The 12,511-nt window shown below is 67.2% G+C and carries 11 protein-coding genes; 6 read left to right on the forward strand and 5 right to left on the reverse strand.

Annotated elements, in window-relative coordinates:
- Nucleotides 1–9: 9 nt before the first annotated feature.
- From ABT009_RS43165 to ABT009_RS43185, 5 genes are read left to right on the forward strand one after another with little or no spacing between them, the layout of a single operon-like run.
- Nucleotides 10–933 carry a carbohydrate ABC transporter permease gene (locus tag ABT009_RS43165; protein WP_351307476.1) on the forward strand — a complete coding sequence of 308 codons (924 nt, stop codon included), beginning with the start codon at nucleotides 10–12 and terminating at the stop codon, nucleotides 931–933.
- Nucleotides 934–969: 36 nt separating this feature from the next.
- On the forward strand, nucleotides 970–1,158 hold the full coding sequence (locus ABT009_RS43170) for a DUF6903 family protein (RefSeq protein WP_351307479.1): 189 nt from the start codon (nucleotides 970–972) through the stop codon (nucleotides 1,156–1,158).
- Entirely contained in the window at nucleotides 1,155–2,588 is a 1,434-nt protein-coding gene (locus tag ABT009_RS43175; protein ID WP_351307482.1) for an alpha-L-fucosidase, read from the forward strand. The genes ABT009_RS43170 and ABT009_RS43175 overlap by 4 nt, the downstream gene beginning before the upstream one ends.
- Nucleotides 2,585–3,760 carry a hypothetical protein gene (locus ABT009_RS43180; protein WP_351307485.1) on the forward strand — a complete coding sequence of 392 codons (1,176 nt, stop codon included), beginning with the start codon at nucleotides 2,585–2,587 and terminating at the stop codon, nucleotides 3,758–3,760. Before ABT009_RS43175 ends, ABT009_RS43180 begins: the two co-directional genes overlap by 4 nt.
- Nucleotides 3,757–6,141 (forward strand): discoidin domain-containing protein, encoded by a 2,385-nt coding sequence (locus ABT009_RS43185; protein WP_351307488.1) that lies wholly within the window; start codon nucleotides 3,757–3,759, stop codon nucleotides 6,139–6,141. Before ABT009_RS43180 ends, ABT009_RS43185 begins: the two co-directional genes overlap by 4 nt.
- Nucleotides 6,142–6,269: 128 nt before the next feature.
- Here ABT009_RS43185 and ABT009_RS43190 read toward each other — a convergent pair whose 3' ends face one another.
- The gene (locus tag ABT009_RS43190; protein WP_351307491.1) at nucleotides 6,270–7,361 is read right to left on the reverse strand and encodes a substrate-binding domain-containing protein; all 1,092 of its coding nucleotides are present in this window, start codon (nucleotides 7,359–7,361) and stop codon (nucleotides 6,270–6,272) included.
- Between the two features lie 209 nt (nucleotides 7,362–7,570).
- Here ABT009_RS43190 and ABT009_RS43195 point away from each other — a divergent pair, with 209 nt between their 5' ends.
- Nucleotides 7,571–7,723 (forward strand): hypothetical protein, encoded by a 153-nt coding sequence (locus tag ABT009_RS43195; protein WP_351307494.1) that lies wholly within the window; start codon nucleotides 7,571–7,573, stop codon nucleotides 7,721–7,723.
- A 1,198-nt stretch (nucleotides 7,724–8,921) separates the two neighbouring features.
- Here ABT009_RS43195 and ABT009_RS43200 read toward each other — a convergent pair.
- The 4 genes from ABT009_RS43200 to ABT009_RS43215 all read right to left on the reverse strand — a co-directional run bounded on the left by ABT009_RS43200 (nucleotide 8,922) and on the right by ABT009_RS43215 (nucleotide 12,505).
- Nucleotides 8,922–9,251 carry an antibiotic biosynthesis monooxygenase family protein gene (locus ABT009_RS43200; RefSeq protein WP_351307497.1) on the reverse strand — a complete coding sequence of 110 codons (330 nt, stop codon included), beginning with the start codon at nucleotides 9,249–9,251 and terminating at the stop codon, nucleotides 8,922–8,924.
- Between the two features lie 190 nt (nucleotides 9,252–9,441).
- Nucleotides 9,442–10,506 carry a lipoate-protein ligase LplAB gene (gene lplAB / locus ABT009_RS43205; protein WP_351307500.1) on the reverse strand — a complete coding sequence of 355 codons (1,065 nt, stop codon included), beginning with the start codon at nucleotides 10,504–10,506 and terminating at the stop codon, nucleotides 9,442–9,444.
- 131 nt (nucleotides 10,507–10,637) lie between these two features.
- The gene (locus ABT009_RS43210; protein WP_351307503.1) at nucleotides 10,638–11,324 is read right to left on the reverse strand and encodes an SDR family NAD(P)-dependent oxidoreductase; all 687 of its coding nucleotides are present in this window, start codon (nucleotides 11,322–11,324) and stop codon (nucleotides 10,638–10,640) included.
- Nucleotides 11,324–12,505 (reverse strand): acyl-CoA dehydrogenase family protein, encoded by a 1,182-nt coding sequence (locus ABT009_RS43215; protein WP_351307506.1) that lies wholly within the window; start codon nucleotides 12,503–12,505, stop codon nucleotides 11,324–11,326. Before ABT009_RS43215 ends, ABT009_RS43210 begins: the two co-directional genes overlap by 1 nt.
- Between the last annotated feature and the right edge of the window lie 6 nt (nucleotides 12,506–12,511).

Below are 12,511 nucleotides of genomic sequence, written 5' to 3' on the forward strand. Positions count from 1 at the left end.
ACAGACACCATGACCATGATCAATTCGTTCCGACCGCGCACAGACCACCCGCGCGCCGACCACCCGCGCGCCGCCCGGTCGCGGATCGGCCGGGCGCTCACGTACACCCTTGTCATCGCACTCGCCCTCGCCATCGCGATGCCGGTCGCCTGGGTGCTGCTCGCCTCGCTCAAGCAGAAGAGCGAGTTCTTCGGCAGCCCCTGGACGCTGCCGAAGAGCCTACAACTCCAGAACTACGTCGACGCGTTCGTCACCGCGCACATGGGTCAGTACTTCCTGACATCGGTGCTCGTCACGGTGCTCGGGCTTGTGTTCGTCCTGGCGGTCTCCGTGCCGGCGGCCTACGTCATCGCCCGGTACGAGTTCCGCGGCCGCGGCCTCGTGGAGATCGCGCTCCTGGGCGGTCTCTTCGTCAACGTCAACTACATCGTCGTGCCGATCTTCCTCATGCTCGTCGATTGGGACCGCTCGCTCATCGACGTCTTTCCCGGCGGCTTCTTCATCGACAACCCCGCGGTCCTGTCGCTCGTCTATGCGGCCACGTCGATCCCGTTCACGATCTATCTGCTCACCGCATACTTCCGGTCGATACCCGTCGAATACGAGGAGGCCGCCGCCCTGGACGGGGCGTCTCGCTTCCGGATCATGACCCAAGTCATGCTCCCGATGGCGCGCCCGGCGGTCACCACCGTGATCCTGTTCAACTTCCTGGCCTACTGGAACGACTTCATCATCGCGCTCACCCTGCTCCCCGGCGAGGGCAAGACGTTGCAGGTCGGCCTGCTCAACCTCTTCACCGCGCAGAAGGCGGCGGCCGACTACGGCCGTCTCTACGCCGGCATGGTCATCGTCATCGTGCCCGTCCTCATCCTCTACGCCGTCATCCAGCGCCGGCTCATCGAGGGCATCGCATCCGGCGGAGTGAAGGGCTGACCGACCCCCCGCGGCATCAGCGGAAGGAAAACCGTCATGACTGACATGAAGGAATCGACGCGTACGGCATTGCTCGTCACCGCCCGTACGCTCGTCGCGGGAGCCTGCCTCACGCTCGTGGTCATCGCGCGAACGACGGTCGGGTGGGGAAACCTCCTGGTCATGCTCGCCGCGCTGGCCGGGCTGCTGGCCCTGCTCGCCTCGTACAACCGGCGGTTCCGGTGACCGCGGCCGCGACCTCCGGACAGGCACGGGCACTGGCCGCAGTAGGGCCGAGCGAGCGCCAACTCGCCTGGCAGGCAATGGAGTTCTACGGGTTCATCCACTTCGGCATGAACACGATGACGGACCGGGAGTGGGGCGAAGGACACGACGACCCGGCCGCCTTCGACCCGGCCGGACTCGACGCCGACCAGTGGGTCGCGGCACTCAAGAGCGCCGGGATGACCGGCGTGATCCTCACCTGCAAGCACCACGACGGGTTCTGCCTGTGGCCGAGCGACGTCACGACCTACTCGGTCGCCTCGTCGCCGTGGCGAAGCGGCCAGGGCGACGTGGTCGCGGAGGTGGCCGACGCGGCCCAGCGGCACGGCCTGCGGTTCGGGATCTACCTCTCCCCCTGGGACCGCACCGAGGCGACCTACGGCTCCGGGACCGCGTACGACGACTTCTACGTCGCCCAGCTCACCGAACTGCTCACCCGGTACGGACCGGTGTTCTCGGTCTGGCTGGACGGCGCGAACGGCGAGGGCCCCAACGGCAAGACCCAGGTGTACGACTGGGAGCGGTACTACGCGGTGGTCCGCGAGTTGCAGCCGGACGCGGTCATCAGCGTGTGCGGGCCCGATGTCCGCTGGTGCGGCAACGAGGCCGGGGACACCCGCCCCGACGAGTGGAGCGTGGTCCCGCGCGCCCTGCAGGACGCCGAGCGGACCGCGGACCGCTCGCAGAAGACGGACGACGGAGTCTTCGCCCGGCTCGTGCGCAGCGACGACCGCGACCACGGCAGCCGAGCCGCGCTGGCCGGGCACGAGGACGACCTGGTCTGGTACCCGGCCGAGGTCAACACCTCGATCCGTCCGGGATGGTTCCACCACCCGGCCGAGGACGCCGCGGTCCGCTCCGTGGATGAGCTGTTCACCATCTACCTGAGCGCCGTCGGCGGCAACTCCTGCTTCCTGCTCAACGTCCCGCCGGCCATGGACGGGCGTATGCGCGATACCGATGTGGCGGTCCTTGAGCGGCTCGGGCGGCGCATCGAGGACTTCCGGGCGCGGCGAATCGAGGCGACCGCGACGGTCTCGTCCGGGATCGCGGGCGACATTGCGACCGCGTGGCCGGGCGCGGGGCGTACGCCGTGGCGGCCTGACGATACGGACCCCCTGCCCGGCGTGACACTCGCGTTCGGACGGCCCCGCCCGGTCGAGGCGGTCGTCCTGGGCGAGGACATCACGCAGGGGCAGCGCATCGAGCACGTCGTCGTACGGGGCCACCGGGACGGCCGGTGGACGACGCTCGCCGAGGCGAACGCGGTGGGCTACCAGCGCATCCTGACGTTCCCGCCGGCCGACGTCGACGCCGTGCGGGCCGAGGTGACCCAAGCCCGGGACACGCCCGTCGTCGCCCGGGTGGCTGTGATCGGGGCGACCTCATGAAGGGCACCTTGCCCAGACAGGGCACCTCACGTAAGCCCGGCCCCCCGCACAAGCAGAGCACCTCACGCAAGCCGAGCGCCCCCCGCAAACCGGCCACCCCCCGCACGACGAACACCTCCCGCAGGCCGTCGCGCCGGGCCGTCGTCCTGTTCACCGGCGTGTGCCTCGCCCTCGCCGCGCTCGTGGCCACCGGAGTGACGATGCTCCGCCACGACCGCACCAGCGAGGTCGCCTCCCTCGACGGGCACCCCGTGACCCGCGACGAACTGCTCTTCCACATGCGGCGGCTCGCGCCGACCGTGCAGAACGAGCTGCGCAACAAGTACCACCTGTGGGGTGCGATCGACTGGAACGCGAAGGCCGGTGACAAGACCGCGCTCCAGCGGCTCGAGACCCGTGCGCTCGATGAAATCTGGCGGGACAAGACCACGCTCATCCTCGCGAAGGAGCAGGGGCTCATCGACTCCGTGGACTACGCGGACTTCCTCGCCGGGGTGGCCAAGGAGAACCAGTCCCGTGCCGATGCCATCGCGGCGGGCCAGACCGTCTACGGCGTCGCGCAATTCTCCCCCGAGGAGTACTACACACACCGGCTCACCGAGCTCACCACGAGCCTGAAGAAGCGCCTCAGCGCGGACGTCGGCAAACCGCTCTGGGTCACCGACGCCGACGTCCGGCATGCGTTCGACGCCGACCGGAACGCCTGGAGCGCCAACGCGACCACGTACAGATACTCGGAGCTCGTCGTGCCGGTGCCCGCCGGCGCTTCCTCGGACTACGCCGCCCGCCTGCAACGGCGAGTGGCCGCCGCCGGGCGCCTCGCGGCCGTCGCCCCCGGGGAATCCGGTGCCAAGCTCACGACCGGCACGTACGACGGCAGTGGCTCCACCGGGCTGAACGCCCACGACCAGGACCTCATGGCAGTGCTCGGCACACTCGCCCCGGGCCAGATCTCCGCCCCCGTCACGGGCACCGGCCAGATCACCTACTACGAGCTCGACAGCAAGAAAGTCGACGAGGACAAGGCGTTCGCCGACTACCGCCAGCGAATCCGGCAGTCACTCCTCGAGGAGAAGTTCAACAAGTTCCTCCAACGCCGCGTCAAGAGCAGCGACATCGAAGTCAACACCTCGGCGGTGGACGCCATCAACGCAAAGGATGTGCAGCAATGAGACCTGTCGATCCTGTCGACACCGAACCACCACCCGTCAACGAGGCGACTCCAACGCGTCGGCAGTTCTCGGCGCGGGCGCTCCGCGGGAGCCTCAGCGCCCTGTTCACCGCCCTGCTCGCCGCGCTGCTCGTCGGATCGCTCGTTCCCGCCGCGCACGCCACCGCGGCCCCGGACCGCGCTCCCACCCCCGCTGCCGCCAAGCCGAGCTGGCCGGGCAACACACCGAACATGACGGGTGGCAAGGACTACTTCATCGACGCCACGCATGGTCACGACGACGCGGCCGGGACCTCGCCGAAGGCCGCCTGGCGCAGCCTGTCCAAGGCCAACGCGACGACGTTCAGGCCCGGCGACCGCATCCTGCTCAAGGCCGGTGAGGAGTGGCAGGACGAGCAGTTGTGGCCGAAGGGCTCGGGCAGCGCGGGCAAACCGATCACCATCTCGGCGTACGGCGACCCGAGCGCCGGCCGGCCGTACATCGCGACGAACGGCAAGGTGCCGAGCCCGTTCAACGCGGACGGCACGAAGAATCCCGCCACCGTCGGCCTCACCGGCGCCATCGTGCTGCGCAACCAGCAGTACTGGGAGATCAACAACGTCGAGCTGTCCAATGACGACGACTTCGCGACCAACATCACCAAAGGGTCCTATGTCCGCGACGGCATCATGGTGTCGATCAACGCCGACCTCCTGAAGGACGGCGCGGACAGCATCATGGACCACTTCCGCATCTCGGACGTGTACGTCCACAACATCGACGGCCCGAGCTACTGGCAGAAAATCCACTACGGCGCCGTCGACTTCCAGGTCTTCGGCAGCCGCAGCTACAAGGATTACGGCACCGGCGGCTATTACTTCAAGGACGTCCGGATCGAGAACAACACCTTCGAGAACGTCGAATTGCACGCCGTCCAGTTCGCGTTCAACTGGTTCGCGGCCGACGGCGCGGACGCCGGCCAGTACGACGAGAACGGGAAGTGGCACGAGGGCTGGGAACAGCTGTGGGTGCGCACCCGCGACCTGTACAGCCGCGACGTCTACATCGGCCACAACTACGCCGAGAGCATCGGCCAGGGCGCGATCCAGCTCGCCAACACCAAGAACATGACGGTCGAGTACAACGAGGTGAACGGGTATCTGAAGCGCTACGACGCGGTGTCCTGCGCGCTCTACCTATGGGCCGGCGCCGACTCGGTCATGCAGTTCAACGAGGTCTACGGCGGTCCGAACAACGAATTCGACGGCACACCCTGGGACCTCGAGTACACGAACTTCAACGTCACGTACCAGTTCAACTACTCGCACGACAACGCGGCGGGCTGGATGGCCTATATGGGCAACAGCTCCAACTCGGTGGCCCGCTACAACCTGAGCGTCAACGACAACGGCGTGCTCGTGAAGAACATGCTGTCGACGAATTACTCGCCGACGTATTTCACGAACAACACCTTCGTCTACGACGGCGCGGACCTCGACTACGTCCACGACGAAACGTTTCTGAGCCGCGTCTACTTCCTGAACAACATCTTCTACAACACCTCGACGACGACTCCGACACCGTGGTACCGCCGGACCGGCGCCCTGCGCCAGGCCGTGTTCTCCAACAACGACTACTACGAGGCCGGCGGCACCCACTCCAGCCAGGAACCGGCCGACCCGAAGGGGTCCCGGGCCGACCCGCGGTTCGTCGGTGACCCCGCCGAGTACGTCACCGGGGCAGGCGTTGACCGAATCCGTAGGGCCGCGGCGCACTTCGCGCTGCGAAAGGACTCACCGCTCATCGACGCCGGCCGGTACAACCCGCATCTGGGTACCAAGGACTTCCTCGGCACGCACATCTACTACGGCGACGCACCGGACATAGGCCTGGCCGAGACCCGAGTCGGCCCGCAGGTCACCAACCCTGTCGACGACGATCCCATCGAGGAGGAGGTGGACAACCGGGTCGACCTCGCGCTCGGCAAACCCGTCACCGCGAGCTCGACCCACCCCGGGGCGAACGGGACGCTCACCGCGGACAAGCTGACCGACGGCGACCTTACGACCCGCTGGGCCGCGGCCGATGACGCGGCCTACCCGATCACACTCGACATCGACTTCGGCGCGGACACCACGTTCGACGAGGTCTACCTGGACGAGTACACCGACTCCGGCACCAACCCGCGGGTGAAGTCGTTCGAACTTCAGCGGTGGGACGCCGGAACCGGCCAATGGGTGACCTTCGCGAGCCGCGACACAGGTATCAGTCACGACCTCACCGTCACCGGCTTCGGCAGCGTCACGACCTCCCGGCTCCGGGTGGCGCTCACCGGGCAGATCGCGACGGAGCAGTACACCCCGACGCTGACCGAGATCGCTGTTTACCACACCAGCGAGTAGGCCAGGCCAGAGCGTGTAACGGCACCGGCGGGTGGATGCCACGGCGTCCACCCGCCTTTCCGCCGCGCGGGAAGCTGTCCCCGGGGCATACGAGCCTGACGCTGTTCCATCCAGCGGTTCACGGCCGGCTACGACCTGGAGCCGGCGAGAAGGCTGGCCTCCTCGCACGCAGTTCTGTATCGGGAGGTGCAGATCTGCTCGATCGTGTACAGGCCGTCCTTGACCACAGTGTCGACGTTGTCGACGGTCACAGAGACCGGACTCAGGAGGACGGCTGGGATGTCCTCGACGGTGCGGCTGCTGACGCTTTCCTTGGCGAGATCATCGATACTCTCGCCGCGCCCCAGTGCAAGGGCCAATTTGGCAGCGGCGTCGGCCTGCACCTTGAAGTTCTTATAGACGGTCATGTACTGCTCCCCAGCGACGATGCGCTGGAGGGCAGAGAGCTCGGCGTCCTGTCCGGTGATCGGAGGAAAAGGCTTCACATTAGCTGCCTTCAGGGCAGAGACGATGCCGGTGGCGAGACCGTCGCTGGCCGCGTAGACGCCGTCGATCCCGTCTGGGCCAAGGGAGGCGATAGCGCCGGACATGTTCGCACGGGCGACATCGGTTCTCCATTCGGGGGTGTTGTAGGACCTACCGATCTTCACTCTTCCCTTGAGAGCGGAGAGCGCGCCCTTCTCGAAGGAGGCTGAGTTGGGGTCGGTATCCGAGCCATTCATCATGACGATCTGGGCTCCGTCCGGCCTGTCGCCCAGCGCCTTGAGAAGCGCCTCACCTTGAACCCTGCCGACCTCTACGTTGTCGAAGGAGACGTAGGCCGAGACCGGGCCCTCAGCGAGTCGGTCATAGGCGACGACCGGGATGTTCGCCTGGTGCGCCCTCTGGACCGAGGCACCGATCGACCGGGCGTCGACTGGAATCAAAACTATGACGTCGACCCCATTGATGATCATCGTGTCCACCTGCTGCTGCTGGGCAACCGGGCTGTCCTGAGCCTCGGCGGCATCCACTGTGCAATCTCCGCACAGCTTCTTGATCGCCTCCGCGATCAATGGCTCGTCGAAGTCCAGCCAGCGGCGGTCGGCCGGCCCCGGGGACAGCACCCCAATGGTCAGACTTCTTTCATCGGATTCGCCCGTATCCCCACAGGCGGCTAGGCCGGCAGCCAAGGACACCGCAGCTGCCACGGCTACGAATCGCTTTACATGAACGTTCACGCCCGCGGCCTCCGGTTCGCTTCACTTGTTCGCGCGCCCGATAGCGAAGGCATGCACGCTCCGCAGCCACGCCCCCTTTTGCTTCGTGACAGCAAATATCGAACCAGATAGAGACAGAGAGATATTTTCAATGTAGCAAAAATCACCGCTTTCCCAACCAAAGTGTTCGCGTGTGCGGGTGTCGTCGGCGGCCGCCGGCCGACCCCTGGATGGTCACCGCGCTGGTCGCCACCGCCGTCACCCGTGCCGCCGACGACGGCACCAGCCCCGATGGCCTGATACCGCTCACCTGCAACGAGATCCAGCACCTATTCACCGCCCCCCTCCCTCCGCGCCGCGGTGCACCAGCTGAGCTGGCGTGATCTTCGGTCCTGGACGGCTCACACCGAACCAACGTCAGACTCAGGTCATTGGGTTCAGTCCTGGCGATCACTGCTGTTGTGTCGGCGATTCGAGTCCGCAGGCGTAGACGCTTTCCCGTCCGCATCATGATCAGGACCATGACTGCCCTTCGAATGGCTCATGCCGCACACGCTGCCGCCTCCTCGGAGACCCTCCGCTTCTCCGACTCGCCCGGCAAGGGGGCCGTGGCGGCAACGGCGGCCGGCCCGTGACACGGGCAGCAGCATGCTGCCCCTGCGTACCTGCCCTCGCAGCGAAGGTGCGAGGCCGTCGAACACCAGCCGGAGATGTAACAGTGCGAAGTGGTCCGCGTACGCAGCATTGTCATTGACGTCACTCTTCCTGCACGCGGCCGCTGCGGCCCGTGACAGTAAGGCTCGGTTCGACGGCGGCAGCAGCGGCGCGGCATGCCACCCGATCAACAGGAGCCGAGCAGTCGAGCGACAGTGCGACCGGGAAACTTATATACGTGCTATATACAACAACATCTGGCGTCAATTGATTCCGCCAACCAGGCGGCATCCTCAGCGCGGCGCCATTCGGATCGGCGGCAAGTCTCCGCTGGCCTTGATTTCCGTCCAGGTGGTGGTCTCAACAACGGCAACTCGCACGAGTAGCAATATTGATCGTCTTCGCTCGCTCCACGTGCCCCTCGACGACCCTGGAAGTCCACGGCAGGGTGAGGCCGGTGATGACGGTGTCGAGGTCCTGGCGGAGGAAGCCGGAGAAGCTCTGCATCGGCTTCGAGACTTCCCGCTCGGGCTGGCGGGTCCAGTCCAGCAGCAGATACCGCGCCGGTGACGGACGCGATCAGCGAATGCGCGGGCGACGTCGCAGGCCCGGGTGATGCCGGGGCAGGCCAGCCCGCCTGAACGGCTTCGGCCGGCACTGGAGTCGGTTGAGTCTTCCGAGGTCAGCGCGCAGCCCGCGGCGCACAGCGCGCGGGACGACCGGTGGACGACCGCCGGCACGGCCACCTGGGCACGCGCCAGTACCCGGCGCCGCACCCGGGCGCGAGCGGCCGTGCCGGCGCGTTCCGGCACAGAGGATGAGCAGGTCACCCGGCTGATTGGCACGGATGGTGAGGGCGTGAGCGGCCGGTCCGCCCACCACGGTCGCGTGCCGTGGATGTCCTCGGGCATACCGTCAGCGGACAGTTCAAGCGTTCTTCGGCGCAGCCTGCTGAACGACCTCGAAGGACCAAAGTGTGGAGCCGGTGGCGGCCGGCTTGGGGGGCTCTCCGCCCTCCGCGCTGCCGCCCTGGTGTGCCGCCTTCATCGGCCCCTCAAGCCAAGCCTGGAAGGACTCCTCATCGCGCCACCGCGTGTAGACGAGGTAATTGTCGGTGCCTTCGGCCGGACGGAGGAGTTCGAACCATTCGAAGCCGTCGGAGTTTTCGACGGCGTGCGCCCGGGAGGCGAAGCGCTTCTCGAGGGTTTCTCGCTGTTCAGCCGGGACGGTCAGTACGTTGATCTTGACTACGCTCATGGCTCCATCCTGCCGCAGCCGTTGGCGGCAACGGTGCACCGGCATGACGGTATATCGCAGCTCCCTCGGTTCTGCTGGTCAGCGACACCGAGCACTTGCACACCAAGGGCGCGGAGACGTTCCTGCAGATCGCCCGCGTCTGGGCGAACACCGCGGTCTCGACCCCGAGGGGGAGAAGTCAAGCTTGCGCTTACGGCACACGGCCGGTCCATGCCGGGGAAGCGAATTTTGTGACGGCCAGTTCCTCAGCACGCTCGAGTTCCTGCCGGGTGATGTGGCCGGTGGTGAGGCCGTAGCGTGCACGGAATGAATCGATCATGCGGTCAATGACGGCGTCGCGGGACAGGCCGGTCTGCCGCCTCAGCGGGTCGACACGCTTCTTGGCACTGCCGATGCCTTTGCCGGACAGCTTCTCCCGGCCGATGCGGAGCACCTCGAGCATCTTGTCGGCGTCGATGTCGTAGGACATGGTCACGTGGTGGAGGACTGCGCCCGGACCGCCGTCGTGGCCGACCACACGCTTCTGCGCGGCTCCGGCAATCTTGCCCGCCTCGGTCGCGATGTCGTTGAGCGGCTGGTACCAGGCCTTGATGCCCATGTCGTCGAGGGCGCCCAGCACCCAGTCGTCGAGGTAGGCGTAGGAGTCGGCGAACGACAGTCCGGACACGAGGGAGGCGGGGACGGAAAGCGAGTACGTGATGGTGTTTCCGGGTTCCACGAACATGGCCCCGCCACCCGAGATGCGCCGCACGACGGTCATGTTGTGGTGGTGAGCGGCTTTGGCGTCGACCTCGTTGCGCAGGGACTGGAAACTGCCGATGACGACGGCCGGTCCGCCCCACTCCCACACCCGGAGGGTCGGCGGCCGGCGCCCTGCGGCGACCCCTGCGGTGAGGACCTCGTCGAGCGCCATGTGCAGGGCAGGCGGCTGAGGCGGCTCGTGGATGAGCTGCCAGTCGTAGTCAGTCCAGTCCGTGGCCTGGGCAAGAGCGCGGCGGACGGCGATGGCAACCCCTTCCGCAGTGAGGCCGTACATGACGGTGCCCTCGGGAAGGCCCGCTTCGATCCGCCGGGCGAGCTCAGCGGCCTCTGCGGCTACGGGGGCTCCTTCAAGCGCCCGGTTGATGGCAAGGAGCGCCTCATCGGGCTCGAGGAAGAAGTCCCCCGCCACCCGGACATGGCGCAGAACACCCTCGTGGTCGTCGAGGTCGACCACAACCAGTTTGCCCCCAGGCACTTTGTACTCGCCGTGCATGCTGATCCGCCTTGATCGTTGCTGTACCGCCGTCACGGTAACGCCACCCTTGCCCCTCCTGTTCCACGCTGGAGACCCGTTGACGGTGCACCCGTTCATCGAGGCGGAGAAGCTCCTGGCGACTTCACAGTTCAGCGCGGTGCCATGCGCAGTGCGCCGTCCATCCGGATGGTCTCGCCGTTGAGGTAGTCGTGGGCGATGATCGAGAGGGCGAGTTGCGCGTACTCCTCGGGTCGCGCAAGGCGCCGCGGGAACGGCACGCCGGCGGCGAGCGAGGCGCGGAACTCTTCGGAGACGGTGGCCAGCATCGGGGTTTCCACGATGCCGGGGGCGATGGTGCACACGCGGATTCCGTACTGGGCGAGGTCGCGGGCGGCCGGCATGGAAGCGGTGTTGATGATGACGCCGCGCTGGCCTCCTGCGTCCGCCTCGGTCTCTGCGATGGCCTCGGCGGCGAGCGCCAGGACGTTGAACGAGCCGATCAGGTTGACCTGGACGACCTTGGCGTAGAGGGCGAGGTCATGCACGCCCTTCTTGCCGAGGATGCGCATGGAGGGGCCGATGCCGGCGCAGTTGATCACGGTGCGCAGCGGGACGCCGCCGTCCGCCGCGGTCGCTACGGATGCCCGGACCTGCTCGGCGTCGGTGACATCGGCGCCGACGTAGGTGACGCCCTTGACATCGGGGGCGCCGTCGATGCTTGACGGCAGGTCGAGGGCGTAGACCGCCGCGCCGTGGTCTGCGAGCGCCTTGGCGGTCGCCGCGCCGAGGCCGGAGGCACCGCCGGTGACGAGGGCGGCGGTGTTGTCGAGCTGCATCAGTTCTCCTTGCCGAGCACGGTGATGGCTCCCCTTGCGGGTTGGTCCAGCTGGCGGCTGATGACCATGCGCTGGATCTGGTTGGTGCCTTCGAAGATCTGCATGACCTTGGCCTCGCGCATATGGCGCTCGACGGGGAAGTCACGGGTGTAGCCGTAACCGCCGAGCACCTGCACGGCGTCAGTGGTGACCTTCATCGCGTTGTCGGTGGCGACCAGTTTGGCTATGGACGCCTCACGGGTGAAGGGCAGGCCCTGGTCCTTCAGCCGGGCGGCGGAAAGGGTCGTGGCCCGCGCGGACTCGATCGCGGCGGCCATGTCGGCCAGGACGAACGCCAGCCCCTGATGTTCGATGATCGGTTTGCCGAAGGTCTCCCGCTCCTTGGCGTAGCGGACGGCGTGGTCGAAGGCGCCCTGGGCCAGTCCCGTGGCCACCGCGGCGATGCCGAGTCTGCCGGAGTCCAGCGAGGCGAGAGCGATGCGCAGCCCCTGCCCCTCCTTTCCGATGCGGCGGTGGACGGGGACGCGTACACCGTCCAGGTGCATGGTGGCGGTGGCCGATCCGGTCAAACCCATCTTGCGCTCGGGCGCGTCAGCGGTCAGGCCGGGCGTATCGGCCGGTATCAGGAAGCAGGAGATCCCGTGCGAGCGGTCGTCGGAGGTACGCGCCATGACGGTGTAGAAGTCCGCGTGACCGCCGTGTGTGGTCCAGGCTTTGGCGCCGTGCAGCACATAGTGGTCGCCTTCGCGGACGGCTCGGGTGCGCATGGCCGCAGGATCGGAGCCGGCGTGCGGCTCCGACAGGCAGTAGGCGCCGAGCAACTCGCCGCCGAGCATGTCCGGGAGCCACTCCTTCTTCTGGGCCGCCGTGCCGTACGCAGCGAGGCCGAAGCAGGAGAGCGAGTGCACGGAGACCCCGACGGCGACACTCGACCAGACGGCTGCCAGCTCCTCCAGCGTCTGGAGGTAGACCTCGTAGGGCTGGCCACCGCCGCCGTATTCCTCGGGGTAGGGCAGTCCGAGCAGTCCCGCGCGGCCGAGCGTCCGGAAGACCTCGCGTGGGAACCTCTCATCGGCCTCCGCCTGGGCCGCCCTGGGAGCGAGCTCCTTCACGGCGAGCGCCCGGGTGAGATCGATGAGGTCGGCGGCTTCTGGGGACTGCATGGTGCGGGTGGCGGGCATCGGGGC

It is taken from the genome of Streptomyces sp. NPDC002896 (assembly GCF_040295225.1).
Lineage (GTDB): Bacteria > Actinomycetota > Actinomycetes > Streptomycetales > Streptomycetaceae > Streptomyces.